Raw genomic sequence first — 21,735 nt, 5'->3', positions numbered from 1 at the left:
TCGAAGGAGGGAGCCCATGGGCGGCACCGCGCAGAAGCACCGCGGCAACCGGTACGGCCGCAGCGAGGAGGCGCGCCAGAGCGTGCTGGAGGCGGCCGACGACCTGCTGGTGGAGGTCGGCTACGCGCGCCTGACCATCGAGGGCATCGCCGAGCGGGCGGGCGTGGCCAAGCAGACGATCTACCGCTGGTGGACGTCCAAGAACGACATCCTCATGGACGCCTTCGTCCAGGACGCCGCCGAGGCGCTCATCCCGTCCGACACCGGCGACCTGCGGCATGACCTGCGCACCCACGCCCGCAACGTCGCCGCCTTCCTCACCGCCTCCGACGCCGGCGCCGTGTTCCGCGCCCTCACCGCCCAGGCCCAGCACGACCCGGCGCTCGCCGCCCGGCTGCAGGCCGAGCACCTCGGCAAGCAGCGCGGCCACGACCGGCTCCCCTTCGAACGCGCGCATATCCGGGGCGACCTCGACCCCGGCGTGGACATCGACCTGGCCGTCGACCAGATCATGGGGCCGATCTACTACCGCGTCCTGGTCACCGGCGAGCCCGTGACGCGGGAGTTCACCGACACGCTGGTGGACGCCGTCCTCTCCCGGGGCTAAGCGATGTTTGCGTAGTTTGATAGGTTTTAGGTGGTGTGCCGGGAAGTCTGGTCGGCGAGCGTACGTCCTGTTCCCCGACCACGAGCGGAGCTTCATGCCCGGCACCTTCACCACGCCATCTCGTCCTGCCCGGAACCTGTTCTACCGTTCCGAGGCCCGCCGCATCGCCGGCATCCTGCGCAAGGAGACCATCGGCGGCGCGCTGCTGCTGGCCGCCGCACTCGTCGCGCTCGTCTGGGCCAACTCGCCGTGGGCGCAGACGTACGAGGACCTGCGCGCCTTCGAGGTGGGCCCCGCTACGCTGCACCTCGATCTGGACCTGGCCACGTGGGCCGCGGACGGCCTGCTGGCGATCTTCTTCTTCGTGGCGGGCCTGGAGCTGAAGCGCGAGTTCGTCGCGGGCGACCTGCGCGACGTGCGGCGGGCCGCGGTGCCGGTGGCCGCCGCCGTCGGCGGGGTCGTCGTGCCCGCGCTGGTCTACCTCGCGATCGCCGGCGGCTCTGGCGGCGCGCAAGGCTGGGCGATCCCGACCGCCACCGACATCGCGTTCGCGCTGGCGGTGCTGGCCGTGATCGGCCGCTCCCTGCCGGAGGCGCTGCGGACCTTCCTGTTGACCCTGGCCGTGGTGGACGACCTGATCGCCATCGTGGTCATCGCCCTCTTCTACACCGCACACCTCGCGGTGCTGCCGCTGCTGGGCGCCCTCGTCCCGCTGGCGGTCTTCGCGGTGCTGGTACGACGCGGCGTACGGGCCTGGTGGCTGCTGCTGCCGCTCGCGTTCGCCACATGGGCGCTGGTGCACGCCTCCGGGGTGCACGCCACCGTGGCGGGGGTGCTGCTGGCGCTGACCGTTCCCGTCGCGGCGCACTCAGGCGAGAACGCGACCGGGCTCGCCGAGCACTTCGAGCACCGGTTCCGCCCGGTCTCGGCCGGGGTCGCCGTGCCCGTGTTCGCGTTCTTCTCCGCCGGGGTGTCGCTGGGCGGGCTGAGCGGGCTGGCCGGCACGCTGACCGAGCCGATCGCCGCCGGCATCCTGGCCGGGCTGCTGATCGGCAAGCCCCTTGGCATCCTGGGCGCGACGTGGCTGGTGGCCAGGTTCACCCGCGCCACGCTGGACGAGGGGCTGGGGTGGATCGACATGGCGGGGCTCGCCGTGCTGTCCGGGATCGGGTTCACGGTGTCGCTGCTGATCGGCGAGCTGGCTTTCGGTGCGGCGGAGGTCGCGCAGGTGAAGGTGGCCGTGCTGACCGGGTCGGTCGCGGCGGCGCTGGTGGCCATGGTGATCCTGCGCCTGCGCGCCCGTACGCACGCCGCCGCTCGCTAGACCCGGCCGGCTGGCTCAGCCGGCCGCGCGTTCCAGGGCCTTGGCCGCGCGGTCGACGTCGGCCTCGGTCGTGCGCCAGTTGGAGAACGCCGCCCGCAGGGCCGGAACGCCCGCGTACTCGGTGGTGGTGACGAACGCCTCGCCGGACTCCGCGACCGAGCGGGCCACCTCGGCGGCCCGCTCGGGGGCGTCGGCGAGGGTGAAGCAGACGACGTTCAGCCGGACCGGGGCCAGCAGCCGGTACGCGGGCATCGCGGCCAGGCGCTCACCGAGGCGGGCGGCGAGCGCGATGTCCCGCCGGACGATCTCGGCGTGGCCCTCCCGCCCGTACGCCGCCAGCGTGAACCAGGCCGCCAGCGCCCGCAGCCGCCGCGAGTTCTCCGGCGTGAGGTGCAGGAAGTCGGGCCGGTCGCCGAGCGAGCCGAGGTAGGCGGCCGAGTTCTGGAAGACCCGCGCTTGGAGGTCGCGGCGGCGGGTGAACTGCGCGGCGCTGTCGTACGGGACGTTCAGCCACTTGTGCAGGTCGAGACAGATCGAGTCGGCCTCTCCCAGGCCGTCCACGAGGTGGGCGTGGCCGGGCGAGAGCGCGGCGAAGGCGCCGAAGGCGGCATCCACGTGCAGCCAGAACGGGTACCGCTCGCGCAGCGCGGCGATCGCCCGCAGGTCGTCGTAGTCGACGGTGTTGACCGTGCCGGCGTTCGCGACCACGATCGCGGGCTCGCCGTCCAGCTCGCGCAGCGCCGCTTCGAGGCTCTGCACGTCCACCGCCTCCCTGCCGGGCAGCACGCCGACCCTGCGCAGCGCCGCACGGCCGAGCCCGAGCATCGACAGCGCCTTGCCGATGCTGGAGTGCGGCGTCCCGGACAGCACCCGCACCGGCCCCAGCGCCGCGAGCCCCTGATCGGCCACCGAGACGCCGCGCCGCTCCCCGACCCACTCGCGGCCGATGGCCAGGCCGGTGGCGTTCGACATGGTGGCGCCGCTGACGAACGCCCCCTCGTGCGCGCCAGGAAGCCCGAACAGGTCGCGCAGCCAGCCGACGGCCTCACGTTCGAGGTCGGCGACCGAGGAGTCGACACCGCTGTCGGCGTTCTGGTCGTAGGCGGCCGTCAGCCAGTCACCGGCGAGCGCGGCCGGCGTACTGCCACCGACGACGAACCCCAGGTACCGGGGACCGGCACCACCCGAGAACCCGGCTGCCCAGCGCCGCTCGAACACCTCCAGCGCACCCCTCGCCCCGGCTCCGCGCTCCGGCAGCGCGACCGGCTCGCGCGGGCCGGGCGGCGGCCCGACCGGCCGCTCCCCCAGCCCCGCCAGGAACCGGGTGGCGTGCTCGCGAGCCTCGTGCAGCAGGCCGGGCAGGTCGGCGAGATCGTCCCTGAGTCGTGGGTGCATGGAGCCAGCGTAGAGAGCGCGGCCTAGGCGCGGCCCCGCGGGTGAGAAGTCAGCCCGCACCACCCACGGACGCGTGCGAGCCCGTGCAGGCCCAGCACCCGCCAGAGCGATAAGGGGGCCCTCGTCACCCCCGCGCCGGCGTGAACGGGCGTGCCTCTGCGCGGGCCGGTGGTTCAGTGCGGGGTGGCGGGCTCGAAGAGTTCGACGAGGTTGCCGGAGGGGTCTTCGAGGAGGATCTGCCGGCCGCCGGGACCCGAGACGACCTCGCTGCGGAACGACAGCCCGGCGGCCCGGAGCCGGTCGATCTCCGCGTCCAGGTCCTCGTAGAGGAGGTGGACGCGGTTACGGCCGGGCGGGGTGCCCTCGGGGGTGGCGCGGGCGCCGGAGCTGGGCGGGCCGGACAGCAGGAGCCGCAGGGGGCCGCGTACGACGTCGGCGAAGGCGGGCGCGACGGCGGTGCGGACGGTGAAACCGAGGTGCGTCGTGTAGAAGTCGACGGCGGCCTGGACGTCGTCCACGAGGTAGCGGACGCCGGCGTACTGGTCGGATGTGGCCATGATGGGAGCCTCCTGTCGCGGCGGCGTCGCTACCCGGGGGCCGCCGTGAGGCGATGGTACATCAATCTGGTTTGATGTACCCGTACAAGCGAGGGCGAGCGGAAGGACGGCGGGGTGGACGATCGCCAGGGCGGCGCGGCGCGGGAGGTGGCGCTGCTCTTCCTCAAACTGGGCACCATCGCGTTCGGCGGCCCCGCCGCGCACACCGCGATGATGCGCGACGAGCTGGTACGCCGCCGCGGCTGGGTCACCGACGAACGCTTCGCCGACCTGATGGGCGCCACGAACCTGATCCCCGGCCCCAACTCCACCGAACTCGCCATCCACCTCGGCCACGACCGCGCGGGACGGCGCGGCCTCATCCTGGCCGGTGCCTGCTTCATCCTGCCCGCCGCCCTCATCGTCACCGCCCTGGCCTGGGCCTACGTCACCTACGGCAGGACCCCGGCCGTCGAGGGCATCCTGTACGGCATCGTCCCCGTGGTCATCGCCATCATCGCCCACGCCCTGTTCGGCCTGCTCAGGGCCGTGATCAAGTCCTGGTGGCTCGCGGCGGTGGCGGCCGGGGCGCTGACGGCGTACCTGCTGGGCGTCAACGAACTCCTCATCCTGGCGGCGGGCGCGCTCCTGGCCGCGGCCGCCCACCTCCCGCGCCGCCCCGGCGGCGTGCACGGCCTGCTCGGCGTCCCCATGCTCGGCGTCCCCATGCTCGGCGCACCCGTCTTCCCCGACCCCACCGGCGGCCAGCTCGCCCAGCTCTTCCTCACCATGCTCAAGATCGGCTCGGTGCTGTACGGCAGCGGCTACGTCCTGCTCGCCTTCCTGCGCGGCGACTTCGTCGACCGGCTCGGCTGGATCACCTCCGCCCAGCTCATCGACGCCGTCTCCATCGGCCAGGTCACTCCGGGGCCGGTCTTCACCACCGCCACCTTCATCGGCTACCTCGTCGCCGGCCCCATCGGCGCGTTCCTCGCCACCGTCGCCATCTTCCTGCCCTCCTTCGTCTTCGTCGGCCTGCTCACCAAGATCACCCACCGGCTCCGCGCATCCCGGTGGACCTCCGCCCTGCTCGACGGCGTCAACGCCACCGCGCTGGCGCTCATGGCCGGCGTGTCGTACCAGCTCGCCCGCACCGCCCTCATCGACGTGCCGACGGTGGCCATCGCCGTGATCAGCCTGGTGCTGCTGTGGCGTACCCAACTCAACAACGCCTGGCTCATCGCGGGCGGCGCCGCGATCGGCATTCTCATCAATTTGATTTGATGTATCGTGGTGAGAGTGAGCGACACTCTCTCGCCGCCCGAGGTCCTGCGCCTGACCGGGCATCCGGTGCGGTGGCGGCTGCTGAACGAGCTGGCGCGCAGCGATCTGCAGGTACGTGAGCTCACGGCCCTGGTAGGCCAGAAGCAGAGCCTCACCTCGTACCATCTGGGCCAATTGCGCACCGGCGGCCTGGTCACCATGCGCCGCAGCTCGGCCGACAAGCGCGACACGTACTACAGCCTCGACCTCGCCGCCTGCCGCACCCTGCTCATGCAGGCCGGCGCCGCGCTGCATCCCGGCCTTCGCCTGATCCCCGCCGCGCCGCCCCCGCCCCAGGTCGGCTCCGCTCCCCTCCGCGTCCTGTTCCTCTGCACGGGCAACAGCTCCCGATCGCAGATGGCCGAGGCGCTCCTGCGGCACCTGGCGGGGCCGCGGGCCGAGGCCGCCAGCGCGGGCAGCGCCCCCAAACCGCTCCATCCCGACGCGATCCGTGTCATGCACGAACGCGGCCTCGACATGAGCGCCCACCACCCCAAGCACCTGGGCGAGTTCACCGGCCGCCGCTTCGACCGGGTGATCACCCTGTGCGACCGGGTCCGCGAGGTATGTCCCGAGTTGCCCGGTGCTCCCGAGACGACGCACTGGAGCCTCCCCGACCCGGCGGCCCCTGATCAGGGCGGCTACCCGGCATTCGTCCGTACGGCCGACGACCTCACCACCCGCATCCGGTTCCTGCTGCACACCCTGAGCGTCTGACCCGGCTTGACTTGGAGCGCGCTCCAACTTCTACCGTTCGTCCCATGAGTGACGGACATGCCCGGCCAGAGGAGCAGCCGACCCTCACGATCGCCCAGGTCGCCGCGCGCACCGGCCTCACCCCGGACACCCTGCGCTACTACGAGCGCGCCGGGCTGATCGAAGGAGTCGGCCGCACCCCCGGCAACCAGCGCTGCTACGCGGCCTCCGACCTGGACTGGCTGGAGTTCCTGCTGCGGCTGCGCGAGACCGGCATGTCGATCAGCGACATGCAGCGGTACGCCCGGCTGCGCGCCGCCGGCGACGCCACCCTCGCCGACCGGCTGGCCCTGCTCCGCGAACACCAGGCCGAGCTCGACGAGCGCATCCGCGGCCTGCTCCGCAACGCCGCCGCCCTGGGCGACAAGATCAAGCACTACGAGACGCTGCTCGACCAGCAGCCGGAAACGGACCAACCATGACCACCGGCCCCACCACGGAACCCACCACGGGACCCACCGACCTCACCACGGGACCCACGCACCCCACCTCGGACAGCACCGCCGAGACCCGTCAGGAGCGTTTCGAGCGCGGGATGGAGGTACTCAACCGCGTCGACGGCGAGAGCGGGCAGCGCGTCATCGACGCACTCGCCGACGTCAACCCCGAGCTCGGCCACCAGGTCGTGGCCTGGGGCTTCGGCGAGATCTACAACCGGCCCGGCCTGTCGCCACGCGACCGCCAACTGGTCACCCTCGGCATGCTCACCGCCCTCGGCGGCTGCGAACCCCAGCTCGACGTGCACATCAACGCGGCGCTCAACGTCGGCCTCACCAGCGACGAGATCGCCGAAGCCCTGCTGCACACCGCCGTCTACTGCGGCATGCCCAAGGCCATCAACGCCACGTTCGTCGCCAAGAAGGTCTTCGGCGAACGCGGCCTGCTGAAGGACTCTTAGACGGCGATGCTCGCGCAGCCCGAACCCGCCCGCCCGGCCGCCTGGGTGGCAGCCTTCCCGCGCTGGACCTGTCCGCCATGGTCCTACGCCTGGCGGGGCCCGGACCTCCGCCCACCTTCCGATGATTCCCGGGCTTCCGCCTGCCGTCGTGGCTGCGTCAGGGGCGCAGACGGTGGAACAGCTCCACCCGGGCGCGGTGGTATTCGCGGTCCTCCTCATCGTGCGCGACTCCGGCGCGGGCGGCCTTGTGGAAGTAGGCGTACTCCCTGCGCAGCTTGTGCCTGACGAGCTGGGTCAGCGACTCGTCGTCCAGGTGCCCCGCCGTGCCGCCCTCCTCGTGGTACGCCGCCACGAACTCCTTGCTCGGCCCGGCCACGTCATCACCCCACTCCAGAGCGGCGGCGGCCAGCTCCAGCTCAGGGGCACCGACGAAGGCCTCGTCCCAGTCGAGAACCGCCACCAACCGGCCGTCCCGGGCCAAGGTGTTGCCGGTGTAGTAGTCGCCGTGCAGGGGGTGGCGCACGGGATGCCTGGCGTGGAAGTCGGCCAGCCAGCGGTCCAGGCCGGGGTCGGCCAGCTCGGCGGCGTCCTGGGGCGGATCGCCGTACAGACCGGACTCCTGGAAGGCGGCCACCGGCCGCGGACCAGGACGACACCCGGAGAGCGACCTGTGCAGCCTGGCGAGCAACCGAGCACCGGCCTCGCGCTGAGCCGGGACGTCGGAGTCCGGCCAGCCACCCTCGACGTACGGCCAGCAGGAGACCGGACGGCCACCCACGACGACGACCGTCGCCCCTTCAGGAGTCGCCAGCGGCGCAACGGCCTCAGGCAGACCAGCGGCGCCATGCCGCGCGACCGCATGACACCACTCCGCCTCGGCGACGCTACGCCCCACAGGACCGAGCCGGACCACGTGCCCGTCGAGACGGTAGGCGGCCGACTCCTCACCACCGTGCAGCCGCTCCCCCTCCCCCATGACACCCCAGGCCAGCGCGACGGCTTCGCGGATCTCCCGGGTGAAAGGCGTCTGGACGTAAATCATCCGCCCAACCTATGCCTCGGCCGCTCCCGGCCTCACGCCGAAGGGCTGACCAGGCCCGTCTGGTAGGCGATCACGACCAGTTGCGCACGATCACGTGCCCCCAGTTTCGTCATCGCGCGGCTGACATGCGTCCGCGCGGTCGCCGGGCTCAGGAACAGCCGGGCGCCGATCTCCTGGTTGCTGAGCCCCTCCCCCACCAGGGCCAGCACCTCGCGTTCGCGCTCGGTCAGCACCGCCAGCCGGTCTTCCGCGACCCGTACGGCCGTCCGCCGGGCGGTGAACTGACCGATGAGACGCCGCGTGATCCGGGGTGCGAGCAGCGCGTCGCCGGCGGCGATCACCCGGATGGCATGCAGCAGCTCGGCCGGCCCCGCGTCCTTGAGCAGGAACCCGCTGGCTCCGGCCTGGAGGGCGTCGAAGACGTACTCGTCGGTGTCGTACGTGGTCAATATCAGCACGCGGACCTGCTCCAGCCCGCGCGTCCGGGCGATCTCGGCGGTGGCCTCGATCCCGTCCACGTGGGGCATGCGGATGTCCATGAGCACGACGTCGGGACGCGTGGCCAGGGCCCCCTCGACGGCTTCCGCGCCGTTCCTCGCCTCTCCGACCACCGTGATGTCGTCCTCAAGGTCGAGCAGCACCTTGAACCCCGACCGTACGAGCCCTTCGTCATCGGCGAGCAACACCTTGATCACAGCCGCACCCCCGTCGGCGCGAGAGGCAGCCGAGCCCTGACCTCGAACCCACCGCCCGGCCTCGGCCCGGCAGCGAGCTCCCCACCCAGCAACCGGCAGCGCTCCCGCATCCCGACGATCCCGCGCCCGGACTCGTCAGGCGGCTCCACGACGGTGCCCCGGCCTTCATCGGTCACCCGGACCTCCAAGGCTTCGGGCCCAGGATCGAGCACCACCGTCACCCGGGTCGGACCGACGTGGCGGACGACGTTCGTGATCGACTCCTGCACGATCCGGTACGCCGCACCGCCCACCGCGCTCGGCAACGGCGTCGCGGGCGAGCTCTCCTGGACCTCGACGTCGAGCCCGGCCGCGCGGGCCTTGGCGACCAGCTCCCCGACCTGCTCCAGCCCCGGGTACGGCTCCCGCCCCTCCTCATCGTCATCCCGCAGCACCCCGAGAATGGCCCGCATCTCCCGCAACGCCCGCGAACTCGTCTGCTCGATCGCGCGCAGCGCCTCCCGCGCGACGTCCGGCCGCTTGTCGAGCACGTGCGCCGTCACCCCGGACTGCACGTTGATGATCGCGATGGCATGCGCGACCGTGTCATGGACCTCACGCGCGATCCGCAGCCGCTCGGCGTCCACCCGTGCCCGCGCCTCCTCCTCACGCGTCCGCTCGGCCAGCTCGGCCCGCCGCTGCGCGTCGGCGGCGATGACCTGCCGGGACCGTACGGACTCACCGAGCGCCACGCTCATGACGGAGGCACCAATCCGGAAGTACACCCACCCGATGGCCGCCCGTGGCTCGACATCAGCCGCGGCGACCAGCCAGACAGCGGACAACACCGCCACACCCACGCCGGCGATCACCAGCGACCGCCGCCCGTCCCCATAGGCGGCCAGGGTGTAGAGCGCGAGAAAGAGCCCAAGCCACCCAGGCCCATCGGGAAAATCGAGCACATAGTAGATCACGCTGGCCAGCGCCGTGACGACGAACACCGGCACCGGCCACCGCCGGCGAACCGCGACGACCAGCCCACTGACGACGAGCAGGACGTACCCGAGATCGCCGAGGTCGGTGAGCGGCCGCGGCACCACCTCACCGGCATTGCGCACGATCGTGCCCTGAACCTGCATGACGGTGATGAAGAGCGCGATCAACGCATCCTGCACCGCCACCGGCAGACGCCACGACTGTTTCATGCCGCGATCCTACGATCGCCGCCGCTGGAACCACCTCCCCCCGCAGTCCCGTCCGCCTACGCCAACCGACGTACCGACCGCGCACCCACCTACGCGCACCTGCGTAGCAGCCGCCATCCACTGCCCGAAGCGACACCCCTCTCATCGGCGCGACGCTCGATGGGCAACAGAACTTCGGCGAAAGGACGTCCCATGTCCCTCCTGCTCGCGCTGGCCTCACCCGTCTGTACGTCGGCCGCAGAATGCGCCGGCCAGGGCGTCGACACCTTCCTCGGCACCCCCGAACGAATCTGGGCCAGCGTGGCCGCCCTGGTGGCGGTGGGCAGCACCATCATCGGCTGGCTGGCACTACGCAACGCCGGGCGGTGGAAAGCCCTCACGGCCCTGACCCTGGGGATCGTCGGCGCCCTCAACGGCGCAGTGAAACTGGCGATCGCCGACGGCGGCCTCGGAACCGGCAACGGCGTGTTCGGCGCGGCCATGGCCCTGGCACTCGGGCTGCTCGGCGCCCTCCTGGGCCGCTTGGCCCTGACCCGCGGCCGCCGCCCCGAAATGAGCCGCTGACCTCGGCAAGGACCCGACCGAGACGCTGCGATCCGAAAACTCTGCTTCGGCATTCACTCGACTGAAGGAACCCTCATGTCCATCCTTGCCACGCTGACGCTCGAGACACCAGCGGCACATCTCCTGGCCCAGCCCGTCGACGCCTACGCCCTGACCACGGGACGCGTCTGGTCCGTGGTGGGCGCAGTGCTGGGCCTGGCCGGCATCGCCATCGGCGGCCTGGCCCTGGCCCGCCCCACCGGCCGCCTCGGAAGGCGGGGCGCAGCCATCGCTCTGACGGCGGGGCTCGCCACCGCGGTCATCGGCGGCTGGATCATCGCCGCCGCAGAAGGCGGACCTGGCACGGGGTACGGCATCGTCGGCGGCTACGTGGACCTGGCGATGGCCCTGATCGCCCTCCTCCTCGGCGTCTTGGCGTTGATCCGCTCCCGCCGGACCACCTGACCCGCAACTGGACCATCGGATGTCGTGCGTAGCCTGCGGACTCATAATCCGTGGGTCGTGGGTTCAAGTCCCACCCGCCCTACTCTTCAATACCGCATCCGACCTGGGGTTTCTCGGATTTCGCCAACCTCCGAGATCGCTGTTGATCATGGTTGGTTGCTCGCTGGTTGCTCTTGTGTACGGATCGTGTATCCCGGTAGATCATTTGGGCTGCCATTGCCAGTTCAGACCTCAGAGAACACAATCTGAAGGTCAACTCGGAAGACCTGCCAAGCACCGCTGGTCAACGTGCTCCCATGGCCCGTCAAGGCTTGTCCAAGCCGGCTCGTCTTGCACACCAGGCCGCGGATGACCAGCAGATAAAAGATCCGCTGCTTCTCGCAGCGATCCGCTGGGCCCCTGTCACAGCGCGGGTTCGGGATTCATCGGCTGCACCGTCTGCACGATGGCGGCTGAGGACAAGGCCACAACCCTGCCGGAAGATCGGCGGCCCTGCCCGGCGTGACGAGCCGTGCACCTCCAGAGGCACGATGGCCATGCCCCGTACCCGGGTACACACCGTCGGCTTCCGCACCGACCACACCTCCGCAGCGCTCCTGCCTGCAGCCGAAACCTTGACCACCTGTCCTTAGGGCGAGACCCCTGCGTTTGACGCGGTACAGATTTGCCCTCAATCCACCAGATCGGGCAGGGGACGGCGCACGCCCGCGTGCTGGTCGAACGTGATCCCCAGGCGCATGACCATCTGCGGGTACTGGCCCGAGCAGAGCTCCTGGCGCAGGAACTCGCGCAAATGGTGCATCTCTAGCGCTTGGGTGTGGAAGGCGGCACTGACTCCGTGCGCGCAGGCGTGCAGCAGGACCCGTTGCAGGGCCTGGCCGGCGGCGATCCACGCCTCGCGGGTGTCGCCGCTGGTGGTGAGCAGTGCCACGACACCGGTCGAGCTCGCTTCGGTGTCGTGATGCGTGCCCCAGTCGTGCCGCCAGGCGTAGTCACGTTGAGGGAACCGTGGATCGGTGTCGGCGGACTCGGCGGGATAGGCGTCGGCGGGGACGCCGTCCTTGCGGGCGCTGCCCGGCGGGCGGGCCCAGCGGATGACCTCCAGGTTGAGGATCCGGTCCTGCGCCTGGATGTTCTGGGCCGCCTCGGTCAGCGCCGCGACGGCCCGTACGGCTTGCGGCGCGCGTACGGGGGTCAGCTGGGCTCCTTCGGCGGCCGCCTGCTGGACCAGCGTCTCCACCAGCCGATCCGGTACGGGCAGGTCGGTGAAGGCGGCCCGGTGTGTGCGACGTTGCTCGATCTGGGCGTGCAGCGCCTTGGTGTGCTCGTCGGCCGTGACACTCTCTCCCACCCGGACGGTCGCCAGCAGCGCGGGCCGATCCGGGTCCGGCAGCACTCGCACGACGGGCTCGAATCCGCGGCAGCGCAGCGTGGTGCAGATGTTGAACAGCGCGGCTCCGCAGCTGATGAGCAGTTGCCTGCCCTCAGGGTCGGAGTAGCGCAGTTTCCTGTCCGTGTCCGCGCGCACGCTGATCTCGTCGCCGGAGACGGCGAACGACCAGGGCTGGCTGTTGTGCACGGACGGCGCCCACGTGGCGGCCTCCAGCGATGCGCGAATGGCAAGGGTGCTCTCCGCGGCTGTACGGGTGGTCATGGCATCCACCTCCATCGGGATACGACCAGCACATCACCCGCCGTTCGCGGGGGTGAGGGCCGAAGGTCCCGGGTTCGGTGGACCAACGGGCACGTCGGGCGCCCCGGTGAGGCGGCGGCGGAAGACCCAGTAGGTCCAGGCTTGGTAGGCCAGCACGACGGGGGTGAAGATGGCTGCGACCCAGGTCATCACGGTCAGGGTGTAGGGGCTGGAGGCGGCGTTGGTGACGGTGAGGCTGTGGGCCGGGTCGAGGGCCGGCAGTACGTTCGGCCACAGCCCGGTGAACAGGGCGGCGGTGAACGCGACGACCGCCAGCGCGCTGGCGGTGAACGCCCATCCGTCCCGGCCGCGCAGGGTCGCCACCAGGGCGGCCGCCAGGCCGGTCCCGGCCATCACCACCGCTGCCCACCAGACGGGCTTGCCGCCGTCGAGAGTGATCAGAAAGGCGATCATCACGAGCATGGTGACCGGCGCGAGCGTGCGGGCGATTCGGACGGCGCCCTCGCGGAGTTCTCCGCTGGTCCGCAGGGCCAGGAAGATCGCGCCGTGCAGGGTGAACAGGGCCAGCGTGACCGCGCCGCCGAGCAGGGCGAACGGGTTGAGCAGGGTGAGCAGGTTCCCGGTGAACTCGTGGTCGGCGTCCAGCGGGACGCCGCGCACGATGTTGGCGAAGGCGACACCCCACAGGAACGCGGGCCCGAGGGAGCCCCAGAAGAAGGCCCGGTCCCAGCCACGTGTGCTGTCGCTCTTGTTGCGGTACTCCAGCGCCACCCCGCGCACGATCAGGGCCAGCAGGATCAGGAACAGAGGCAGGTAGAAGCCGCTGAACAACGTGGCGTACCACTCGGGGAAGGCGGCGAAGGTCGCCCCGCCCGCTACCAGCAGCCACACCTCGTTGCCGTCCCACACCGGGCCGATCGTCTTGACGATGACGCGCCGCTCGGCCTCGTCGCCTCCCAGGAGGGGCAGCAGGATGCCCACCCCGAAGTCGAAGCCTTCGAGTACGAAGTAGCCGGTCCACAAGACAGCGATCAGCACGAACCAGACGGTGGTCAGTTCCATGGCGGAAGGTCCTTCTAGTAGCTCAGGGCGGGGACGGGGGCTTCCGGCTCAGCCTGCTCATGCGGCCCGACGCGGATGAACTTGAGCAGCAGCCGTATTTCGATGACCGCCAGGACGGCGTAGACGAGGGTGAAGCCGACGAGGGTGATGGCGACCGACGTGACGTCCGCGGTCGGCGAGACCGCAGCGGCGGTGCGCATGATGCCGAAGACCGTCCACGGCTGGCGGCCCATCTCGGTGAAGATCCAGCCGAGGCTGTTGGCCAGGAACGGCAGGCCAATTCCGGCGATGGCCAGCCGGTAGGCCCAGCGGCCGACGGGGAGTCTGCCGCGCCTGGTCAGCCAGAGCCCGGCCGCGGCCAGCAGCGCCGACAGCGCGCCGAAGCCGATCATCAGGCGGAACGACCAGTACGCCAGGCCGACGACCGGCCGGTAGTCACCGGGTCCGTAGAGCTCCTGGTAGCGGGCCTGGATGTCGTTGATGCCCTCGACCTCGCCGTCCAGGGTGTCGGTGGACAGCAGGCTGAGGCCGTACGGGATCTGCAGGTTGACGTGGTTGCGGCCGTTCTCGACGTCACCGACGGCGAACAGCGAGAAGCCCGCCGAGCTCTCGTCCTCCCACAGCGCCTCGGCGGCGGCCATCTTCATCGGCTGCTGCTCAGTCATGATCTGCGCCTGCCAGTGGCCGGAGAACGACACACCCACCGCCGAGACGAGTGCGACGGCCAGTCCCAGCCGGGCCGAGGTGCGAAACAGCGGCGTGTCCCGCTTCTTCAGCAGGAACCAGGCGCTGATGCCGAGCACGAAGGCGGCGGCGGTCAGGAACGCGCCGAAGATCACGTGCGGGAAGGTGACGAGGGTGGTGGAGTTGGTGAGCACGGCCCAGATGTCGGTCAGCTCGGCCCGGCCGTTGTTGATCCGATAGCCGACGGGGTGCTGCATCCAGGAGTTCGCGGCGAGGATGAAGTAGGCCGAGTTGTTGGTGCCGATGGCGGCCAGCCAGATGGTGGCCAGGTGCAGCCGGGGCGGCAGTTTGTCCCATCCGAAGATCCACAGGCCGAGGAAGGTGGACTCCAGGAAGAAGGCCATCAGCCCTTCCATGGCCAGCGGCGCCCCGAAGACGTCCCCGACGAAGCGCGAGTAGGCGCTCCAGTTCATGCCGAACTGGAACTCCTGGACGATCCCGGTCACCACGCCCATGGCGAAGTTGATCAAAAACAGCCGGCCCCAGAACCTGGTCAGCCGCAGGTACTCCGGCTTTTTCGTCCGATGCCAGGCCGTCTGCAGCCCGGCTACGATGATCGACAGCCCGATCGTCAGCGGCACGAACAGGAAGTGGTAGACGGTCGTGATGCCGAACTGCCAGCGGGAAAGGTCCAGGACGTCCATGGCAGCCAGGCTCCTGCAGGGCATGGCCACGGCCGTAGGGTCGTGCGACCCGGCCCGGAAGGACCTTGGTCCCACGCCCGTCAGGGACGCGCGGCAACGAGCTCCCGCCCACGTGCCGTAACCCGCGTTCCAGCTTGGCGACTGGACTGAAGGCGGCGGGGAGCCTGCCCCGGAGGAGGCTTGGGTGCCGATACTGCGAAGTGCCCCTTGAATGGGCGGCTCCCGGCCATCGCATCAGATGCTCAGGCCCAGGTCCAGTCGCGGATCTCGGCGGCGTCCTCGCCGTGCTCGCGGGTGTGGGCGTGTGCCCTCAGCTGTTCGTCGCTCAGGTGGTGGCGCAGGTGCGCCTGGGTCGAGCCCAGGCCGGGACGCGGTCGATGACGTCCATGACGAGGTGGTAGCGGCCGATGTCGTTGAGCATGCACATGTCGAACAGCGCCGTGGTGGTGTCCTCCTCCTTGTAGCCGCGCACGTGCAGGTTGGCACGGCCGTGACGGCGGTAGGTGAGGGTGGTGGATCAGGGTGGCCGTGGAAATTGAAGATGATCGGCTTGTCGGTCGGTGAGCAAGGTGCCGAACTCGGCGGCCGGCATGCCGTGCGGGTGCTCGGACGGCGGCTGCCGCATCAGGTCCACGACGTCGATCACTCTGACTTCAAGCTGCGGCAGGTGCTCGCGCAGGATGGCCGCGGCGGCCGGGGGTCTCCAGGGTGGGCGCGTCGCCGGCGCAGACCAGCACCCGTCCGGCCCGGAGCCGTCGTCGGTGGAGGCCCAGGGCAGGATGCCGAGGCCGGGGGTGTGCAGTGAGCGATGGCCTCGTTTCTGGTGAACAGGTCGAGCACGGGTTGCTTGCCGGCGGCGATGACGTTGACGTAGTCGCGGGAGCGCAGGCAGTGGTCGCCGACAGGGAGCAGCGTGTTGGCCACCGGCGGCAGGAAGACGCGCACGACCTCGGCCTTCTTGTTCTCGACGACGTCGAGGAAGCCGGGGTCCTGGCGGCTGAAGCCGGTTGTGGTCCTGGCGCCCCACGTGGGAGGAGAGCAGGTAGTTGAGCGCGGCGACAGGGCGACACCAGGGATGCGCTTGGCGGCCTGCAGCCACTTGACGTGCTGGTTGAACATGGCATCGATGATGTGGATGAACGCCTCGTAGCGGTTGAACAGCCCGTGGCGGCCAGCCGGCAGGTAGCCCTCCAGCCATCCCTGGCACAGGTGCTCGCTGAGAATCTCCATCACCCGGCCGCCGGCCGCGAGGTACTCGTCGGTCTCCTCGCCGGTGCGTTCCAGGCGCGCGTCGTGGTCTCGAAGACGGCCTGCAGCCGGCTGGAGGCGATCTCGTCCGGGCCCATCAGGCGGAAGGTGCGCGGGTCGGCGGCGATCGCGTCGCGCAGGAACGTGCCCAGGACGCGGGCGGGCTCGCTCGTCTGCGCGGCCGGGGCCTTCAGCTCTACCGCGTAGTCGCGGAAGTCCTGCAGGCCAGCGGGGCCAGCAGTTCGCCTCGTTGGCGTGCGGGTTGGCGCTCATCCGCAACGCCCCCTCAGGTACGGCCTGCAGCACGGCGGGCGTCGGGCGTCCGGTGGCGTCGAACAGCTCCTCCGGCCGGTAGGAGCGCATCCACTCCTCCAGCATCGCCAGGTGCGCGCGATTGTCGCGGACTCCGGCTAGCCCCGTTTTCCGTATGGGGGTGGTTTGAAGATCATCGGGTTGCTGGGGTGATCGTCGTCGCGGTATGACCTGGCCGGTGAGACAGCGTGCGCAGTGGGGCCAGGTTAGCGTCGAGAAGATGCTTGGGGCGTTACCGGTGGTGGCCCGGTTTTGCTCGCGGTTGCGGATCCGGGAGCTGGTGGATGCGACCTGCCCGGTGCGGGACACTGCGGGGCTGACTCATGGGCAGGTGATCGAGGTGCTGGTGGCCAACCGGCTGACCTCGCCCGCGCCGCTGGTGCATGTGCAGGACTGGGTCGAACGGTGGGCGGTGGGTGAGGCGTTCGGGGTCGAGCCCGGCCTGCTCAACTGCTCGGCCAGGGCGGCCAGGTCCAGGCCGCGGCCGAGCCGCTTGTGCTCGCGCACCACGAGGGTGACCGCCACCCCGGCCGCGCGCAGTTCCCGGGCCAGGGTGCCGGCCTCGTCGAGCTCTGACCGGGTGATGGTTCGGGTGGAGATCTTCTCGGCGAAGACGCGGGTGACACCGGCGGCCTTGAGCGCGTCGAGCTGGGTGTCCAGGGACTGGCGGAGAGTGGAGGCGCGCGTAGCCGATCCGCACGTGCCCCGCGGGCTCGACGCCGTCCGCGGTCGGGCGGGGCAGTTGGGCCACGCCAGGCTCGGCTTGCGGATGGCCAGGGTGGGGACGTTGAGTGCCTTGGCAAGCGCGGGCACGAGCCGGAAGCGGGCGGTGTGGTACTGGAGCCACCTTGCCTCGGCCGGTGCGGCAGGGCGACCTGGTGGGGCAGCGCAGGCGGTCATCGGGCGGCCGTGGGCCTCCACGCGGAGGAAGTCATCGTTGCGCGCCCCGGAAGTATTTCATAGGAGCGTTTCACACGGCTGCCCGTTTGCATCGACCTATGAAACAGCGTTCACCCTGGATGCGCCCGGCTGGAAGCGGTGTTTCATAGGCGGCCACTTGTGAAACATCACTTCCGGTCCTTGCCGGTGACGGCTGGACCGGCCGGGCTCTGCGGCGCGGAGGGCAAGCCCGGCGGGGTGAAGCGACGCAGCCGGTTGGCATTGCCGACGACCGACAGCGAGGAGGCGGCCATCGCGGCGGCCGCGATGATGGGCGAGAGCCGCAGTCCCAGGAACGGGTACAGGACTCCGGCCGCGATGGGAATGCCGACCACGTTGTAGGCGAAGGCCAGGAACAGGTTCTGGCGGATGTTGCGCATGGTGGCCCGCGACAGCCGTACCGCGGTGACCACCCCGGACAGCGCGCCGGAGATGAGAGTGATGTCGGAGGCCTCGATGGCCACATCGGTGCCGGTACCGATGGCGAACCCGATGTCGGCCTGCGCCAGCGCCGGGGCGTCGTTGACGCCGTCGCCGACCATGCCCACTTTCCGGCCCTGGTCCTGGAGGCGGGCGATCTCGGCGGCCTTGCGGTCGGGCAGCACCTCGGCGAGCACGTCGGTGATGCCGACCTGGCCGGCGATGGCCTCGGCGGTGCGCCGGTTGTCGCCGGTGATCATCACGACGTTCAGGCCGAGCTGCTGGAGCGCGGCGACGGCGGCGGCCGAGTCGTCCTTGACGGTGTCGGCCACGCCCAGCACGCCGGCGGGCCGGCCGTCCACGGCGATGAGGATGGGCGTGCGGCCGGCGCGGGCCAGCCGCTCGGCGGCGGGGGCGAGCACGTTCGCGTCGACGCCCTGTCCGTCCAGCAGGCGGGAGCCGCCGACCAGCACGCGATGGCCGTCCACGGTGGCGTGGATGCCCTGTCCGGTGACCGATTCGAAGTCGGCGGGGTCACCGGGCGGCAGGCCGCGTTCGGCGGCGCCGTCCACCACCGCGCGTGCGAGGGGGTGTTCCGAGACGCGCTCGGCCGTCGCGGCCAGGCGCAGCATTTCCTGCGCCGTCCAGGCGCCGTGCTGGTCGACGTGCTGGTCGACGTGCTGGTCGACGTCGGTGAGGACGGGCTGTCCGCGGGTGATGGTGCCGGTCTTGTCCAGCACGATCGTGTCCAGCCTGCAGGCGCTCTCAAGTGCTTCGGCGTCCCGGATGAGGATGCCGGCCTGGGCGCCCTTGCCGGTGCCGACCATGATGGACAGCGGGGTGGCCAGGCCCAGCGCGCACGGGCAGGCGATGATCAGCACGGCGACCGACGCCACCAGCGCCAGCGCCAGCGCCGGCGGAGGACCGGCCACGAACCACACGGCGAAGGTCACGACGGCGATGGCGATGACCGCCGGGACGAAGTAGCCCGACACCAGGTCCGCCAGGCGCTGGATCGGCGCGCGGGAGGCCTGGGCGGCCTGGACCAGCCGGATGATCTGCGCCAGCATCGTGGCGGCGCCGACCTTCTCGGCGCGGAAGGTGAAGGCGCCGGTCTGGTTGACGGTGGCGCCCACCACCTCGTCCCCGGGTCCCTTGTCGACCGGGATGGACTCGCCGGTGACCATCGACTCGTCCAGGGTCGAACGGCCGGTCAGGATCACTCCGTCGACGGGGACCTTCTCGCCCGGCCGTACGACGACCACGTCCCCGGGCAGCACCTGGTCGATGCCGATCTCGGCCTCACCGCCGTCGCGGCGGACTCGGGCGGTGCGTGACTGCAGGCCGATCAGCTTGCGGATGGCTTCGCCGGTGCCCGCCTTGGCTCGCGTCTCCAGCAGCCGGCCGAGCAGGATCAGCGTCAGGATGACGCCGACCGCCTCGAAGTACACCTCGCGCGCCTGCTCGGGCAGCAGGTCCGGGGCGAGGGTGACCAGCAGGCTGTAGCCGTAGGCGGCGCTCGTGCCGAGGGTGATGAGGCTGTTCATCTCCGCCGAGCGGTGGCGCAGGGCCAGCCAGCCCACCGTGTGGATCGGCCAGCCGGTGTAGAACATCACCGGCGTGATCAAGGCGAGTTGCGCCCACCGGTTCAGCAGCAGCTCCGGCAGCCAGGTCGCGCCGAAGAACTCGTGCGCCATGACGGTGAACGCCACCGGCACGGTGAGCACCGCGCCGACCAGCACGCGCCTGGACAGGTCACGGATCTCGGCACGCCGCTCGCCCGCCTCGGTATCCTGCGGTTCCTGCCCAGGCGGGGAAGCCGCCGGGGCTGGCGGTGAGGCCGGCTCGGGCGCCCGGGACGGCGCCCGCGACGACGGGGGCGGCGTGGGCGAGCGGCGGTGGTCATCCGGCTCGACGATCAACCGGCCGTGCACCATGTTCTCGCCGCAGGCGAAGCGGTACGTCCCGGCCTGCCGGGGATCCAGCTCCACGACACTCCGCCCGAAGGCGGGCAGCGACCGGCTGACGCCGAAGTCGGGGAAGACCACCCGCGAGGTGCACTCGCCGCTCTCACGCCGGTCGAAGACCAGCCGCAGCGGGATGCCCTGCCGCACCCGGACCACATCCGGCGAGTAGCCGCCACGCACCACGATCCCGGCCTCTTGCACCCCCTCGCGCAGGTCCGCCAGACGGCCGGCGCGCGGCCCGAAGAAGTACCAGGCCAGGAAGGCCAGCAGCGCGCCGGACAACAGCACCACGACCCAGTCGATCGCGCTCATGAGACACCGGCCCGGTCGCCGGGATCCCGGTCCTCATGGCCCGTCCCGCGCCGGCCGGTGGTGTCCTGCCCGCCCATGCCGCGCATCATCATGAGCATCATCAAAGGGCAGGCCAGCAGCATGAGCGCGATCAGGACCGTGCTCGCGGGAGCTCCGGCCGCGATCGCCCCCAGCGCCACCACCGCGGCGATACCCGCCAGCACCAGATGTTGTTTGATCATGACCCCTCCTTGAGGCTGAGCGTCGCGGCGGCGAGACGGCCAAGCCTGCCCTGCTGCCTCAGGGGCGTGGTCGCCCGCACTGGTCTACTGCCCCTGACCAGCACAATCACCAGCATTCCGCCATTCCCCCCAGGGGTATATGGCCGGACGTCCCGCGCAGATGGGACGAAGGTCTCGCCCCACGTCCTGATCCGGGATCACGCTCGCCTGAAGCTCCGGGCCCGCTCCCCACAGGCGCCCAGGCGATGGGGCACCATTCCGGACACCACCCCGGCCGCCGGCGCGGCGTTCAGCCCTGGAGCGAGCCGATGCAAGGAGCCGGTGTCGAGCAGACGCGGAACCGCAACGGGCCGATGCTGTCACGCCCCCGATCACCCTGGCCGGCGCCCTGCCGTCGGCGCCCTGCCGTCGGCGCTGGCGGCCTTTGTGAGTGCCTCCTGCGAGTGCGGAGTGTCGCTGAATCAGGTGGCCGCAGGCGAGGTATCTGTGGACGTCGGTCGGCCGGGCGTTCCCGGCATAGGCGGCTCCGGCGTCATGTCCGGCATGTGAGGCCCTGGTGTCATACCGGGCATACCGGGGACGCGCGGGATGCAGGGCATGCTCTGCTGCCCGAACCAATGGACCAGGTATCGCCGCATCGTGCGGGCCTCCGCCCACTGGTCGTCGCGCACCCTACGGGCGAAGTCGGCGACCTCGGAATGCTGGACCTGGCCGTGCATGAGGAGTTGCTGCGACATCATGATCGCCATCATGTGATGCGGGATCATGTGCTGCAGGAACGTCCTGTCGAGCTGATCCCCGGAGAGCCCCGACAGGTCGGGCATCGTGGTCTCGCGCGGGCTCGGCGCCGGGCTCTGCCGGTACCACTGCTCCAGCCAACCCCTCATCTTGCCGACCTCAGCGGTCTGCGTCGTGACCATCGTTTGCCCGAGCCGCCGCATTTCGGGTCGCTCGGACCGCTGCAGCTGCCGCGCCGCGGTGATGGCCTCCTGGTGGTGCGGCACCATCTGCGACAGGTAAGCGTACTCACTGGTGACGGGCTGCATCCGCCCCATGCCCGGGCATGTCGGCTGCAGACCCGGAGAAGAAGGACTCGGGGACGGCATCGGCGGAGATCCCATGGTCGCCGTAGTGGTCGCCGCGGTGGCCCCCGAGGCTGCGATGGTGGTGGCCAGGAATGCCCCTGCGGCGATGGCGACCCTGACAGAGCGTCGCTTCATGCGTCCCCCTAACGCCGATCCGACACCTACCTCCACGGTAGCCTGCCTGCTCAGACCGGTGGATGGGAGGCCCGCCGGCCCGCCTGACCAAGCAGCCGCACCGCAGCCGCGCATGCTCCGCGTGGCCAACCGGCGGCCGCCGTACTCGATGGACACGGCGGCCCGTATGACGGCTCTCGCCTGCCCGGCGCGTCAGGCGCAGCTGCTCCAGCTGCTCCTCGGAG

The 21,735-nt window shown here is 70.8% G+C and carries 20 protein-coding genes and 4 pseudogenes; 9 read left to right on the top strand and 15 right to left on the bottom strand.

The genetic code is table 11. The features are described from left to right. Positions 1-16 precede the first annotated feature (16 nt). The gene (locus AB0K28_RS20525; RefSeq protein WP_364372166.1) at positions 17-607 is read left to right on the top strand and encodes a TetR/AcrR family transcriptional regulator; all 591 of its coding nucleotides are present in this window, start codon (positions 17-19) and stop codon (positions 605-607) included. Between the two features lie 94 nt (positions 608-701). Next, a complete protein-coding gene (gene nhaA / locus AB0K28_RS20520) occupies positions 702-1,931 on the top strand; it encodes a Na+/H+ antiporter NhaA (protein ID WP_345405329.1) in 1,230 nt (409 codons plus the stop codon). A gap of 15 nt (positions 1,932-1,946) precedes the next feature. Here nhaA and AB0K28_RS20515 read toward each other — a convergent pair whose 3' ends face one another. Both AB0K28_RS20515 and AB0K28_RS20510 read right to left on the bottom strand, forming a co-directional pair. Next, a complete protein-coding gene (locus AB0K28_RS20515; protein ID WP_364372164.1) occupies positions 1,947-3,326 on the bottom strand; it encodes a pyridoxal-dependent decarboxylase in 1,380 nt (459 codons plus the stop codon). A gap of 173 nt (positions 3,327-3,499) precedes the next feature. Continuing rightward, positions 3,500-3,883, bottom strand: a complete 384-nt coding sequence (locus AB0K28_RS20510) for a VOC family protein (RefSeq protein ID WP_345405325.1) — start codon at positions 3,881-3,883, stop codon at positions 3,500-3,502. A gap of 114 nt (positions 3,884-3,997) precedes the next feature. On the opposite strand from AB0K28_RS20510, the gene chrA reads away from it, so the two are divergent. Genes chrA through AB0K28_RS20490 form a run of 4 tightly spaced genes read left to right on the top strand, consistent with a single transcriptional unit; the run spans position 3,998 to position 6,839 of the window. Next, entirely contained in the window at positions 3,998-5,146 is a 1,149-nt protein-coding gene (chrA, locus tag AB0K28_RS20505) for a chromate efflux transporter (protein ID WP_364372161.1), read from the top strand. A 15-nt stretch (positions 5,147-5,161) separates the two neighbouring features. Further along, a complete protein-coding gene (locus tag AB0K28_RS20500; protein WP_345405319.1) occupies positions 5,162-5,902 on the top strand; it encodes a MarR family transcriptional regulator in 741 nt (246 codons plus the stop codon). A 44-nt stretch (positions 5,903-5,946) separates the two neighbouring features. Beyond that, entirely contained in the window at positions 5,947-6,363 is a 417-nt protein-coding gene (locus AB0K28_RS20495; protein WP_364372159.1) for a MerR family transcriptional regulator, read from the top strand. Next, positions 6,360-6,839 (top strand): carboxymuconolactone decarboxylase family protein, encoded by a 480-nt coding sequence (locus AB0K28_RS20490; protein ID WP_364372157.1) that lies wholly within the window; start codon positions 6,360-6,362, stop codon positions 6,837-6,839. Before AB0K28_RS20495 ends, AB0K28_RS20490 begins: the two co-directional genes overlap by 4 nt. Positions 6,840-6,996: 157 nt before the next feature. Here AB0K28_RS20490 and AB0K28_RS20485 read toward each other — a convergent pair whose 3' ends face one another. Genes AB0K28_RS20485 through AB0K28_RS20475 form a run of 3 tightly spaced genes read right to left on the bottom strand, consistent with a single transcriptional unit; the run spans position 6,997 to position 9,760 of the window. After that, positions 6,997-7,881, bottom strand: coding sequence for a phosphotransferase (locus tag AB0K28_RS20485; protein WP_364372154.1), 885 nt, complete (start codon positions 7,879-7,881; stop codon positions 6,997-6,999). Between the two features lie 32 nt (positions 7,882-7,913). After that, positions 7,914-8,576 (bottom strand): response regulator transcription factor, encoded by a 663-nt coding sequence (locus AB0K28_RS20480; protein ID WP_364372151.1) that lies wholly within the window; start codon positions 8,574-8,576, stop codon positions 7,914-7,916. After that, positions 8,573-9,760: a sensor histidine kinase gene (locus AB0K28_RS20475; protein ID WP_364372148.1), complete on the bottom strand. Its 1,188-nt coding sequence runs from the start codon at positions 9,758-9,760 to the stop codon at positions 8,573-8,575. The genes AB0K28_RS20480 and AB0K28_RS20475 overlap by 4 nt, the downstream gene beginning before the upstream one ends. A 192-nt stretch (positions 9,761-9,952) precedes the next feature. Here AB0K28_RS20475 and AB0K28_RS20470 point away from each other — a divergent pair, with 192 nt between their 5' ends. Next, positions 9,953-10,324 carry a DUF6223 family protein gene (locus AB0K28_RS20470; RefSeq protein ID WP_345405304.1) on the top strand — a complete coding sequence of 124 codons (372 nt, stop codon included), beginning with the start codon at positions 9,953-9,955 and terminating at the stop codon, positions 10,322-10,324. Between the two features lie 75 nt (positions 10,325-10,399). Next, the gene (locus AB0K28_RS20465) at positions 10,400-10,768 is read left to right on the top strand and encodes a DUF6223 family protein (RefSeq protein ID WP_364372144.1); all 369 of its coding nucleotides are present in this window, start codon (positions 10,400-10,402) and stop codon (positions 10,766-10,768) included. A 670-nt stretch (positions 10,769-11,438) separates the two neighbouring features. Here AB0K28_RS20465 and AB0K28_RS20460 read toward each other — a convergent pair. The 6 genes and pseudogenes from AB0K28_RS20460 to AB0K28_RS20435 form a co-directional block, all read right to left on the bottom strand. Further along, on the bottom strand, positions 11,439-12,422 hold the full coding sequence (locus tag AB0K28_RS20460; protein ID WP_364372141.1) for a nitroreductase family protein: 984 nt from the start codon (positions 12,420-12,422) through the stop codon (positions 11,439-11,441). A gap of 33 nt (positions 12,423-12,455) precedes the next feature. Further along, positions 12,456-13,484 carry a cytochrome d ubiquinol oxidase subunit II gene (gene cydB / locus AB0K28_RS20455; protein ID WP_364372138.1) on the bottom strand — a complete coding sequence of 343 codons (1,029 nt, stop codon included), beginning with the start codon at positions 13,482-13,484 and terminating at the stop codon, positions 12,456-12,458. Between the two features lie 14 nt (positions 13,485-13,498). Beyond that, entirely contained in the window at positions 13,499-14,872 is a 1,374-nt protein-coding gene (locus AB0K28_RS20450) for a cytochrome ubiquinol oxidase subunit I (RefSeq protein WP_364372135.1), read from the bottom strand. A gap of 325 nt (positions 14,873-15,197) precedes the next feature. Next, a pseudogene (locus tag AB0K28_RS20445) lies at positions 15,198-15,899 on the bottom strand (hypothetical protein). Next, positions 15,812-16,218, bottom strand: a pseudogene (locus AB0K28_RS20440) (phosphoketolase); the annotation flags it as partial. The pseudogenes AB0K28_RS20440 and AB0K28_RS20445, both read right to left, overlap by 88 nt. 205 nt (positions 16,219-16,423) lie before the next feature. Continuing rightward, positions 16,424-16,483, bottom strand: a pseudogene (locus AB0K28_RS20435) (hypothetical protein); the annotation flags it as partial. 115 nt (positions 16,484-16,598) lie between these two features. Between AB0K28_RS20435 and AB0K28_RS20430 the strand changes: the two are divergent. Continuing rightward, positions 16,599-16,802, top strand: a pseudogene (locus AB0K28_RS20430) (DUF4277 domain-containing protein); the annotation flags it as partial. Here the strand turns inward: AB0K28_RS20430 and AB0K28_RS20425 are convergent. From AB0K28_RS20425 to AB0K28_RS20410, 4 genes are all read right to left on the bottom strand, one after another. After that, the gene (locus AB0K28_RS20425; RefSeq protein WP_364372132.1) at positions 16,754-17,332 is read right to left on the bottom strand and encodes a recombinase family protein; all 579 of its coding nucleotides are present in this window, start codon (positions 17,330-17,332) and stop codon (positions 16,754-16,756) included. The pseudogene AB0K28_RS20430 and the gene AB0K28_RS20425 sit on opposite strands and share 49 nt — an antisense overlap. A gap of 167 nt (positions 17,333-17,499) precedes the next feature. Continuing rightward, positions 17,500-20,070 carry a heavy metal translocating P-type ATPase gene (locus tag AB0K28_RS20420; RefSeq protein WP_364372129.1) on the bottom strand — a complete coding sequence of 857 codons (2,571 nt, stop codon included), beginning with the start codon at positions 20,068-20,070 and terminating at the stop codon, positions 17,500-17,502. After that, entirely contained in the window at positions 20,067-20,291 is a 225-nt protein-coding gene (locus AB0K28_RS20415; protein ID WP_364372126.1) for a DUF2933 domain-containing protein, read from the bottom strand. Before AB0K28_RS20415 ends, AB0K28_RS20420 begins: the two co-directional genes overlap by 4 nt. Positions 20,292-20,752: 461 nt before the next feature. Beyond that, the gene (locus tag AB0K28_RS20410) at positions 20,753-21,337 is read right to left on the bottom strand and encodes a DUF305 domain-containing protein (protein WP_364372123.1); all 585 of its coding nucleotides are present in this window, start codon (positions 21,335-21,337) and stop codon (positions 20,753-20,755) included. Positions 21,338-21,735 lie beyond the last annotated feature (398 nt).

This window comes from Nonomuraea sp. NPDC049504, from assembly GCF_040676845.1.
Classification (GTDB): Bacteria; Actinomycetota; Actinomycetes; order Streptosporangiales; family Streptosporangiaceae; genus Nonomuraea; species Nonomuraea salmonea.
This window is presented reverse-complemented; position numbering and strand designations above follow the sequence as displayed.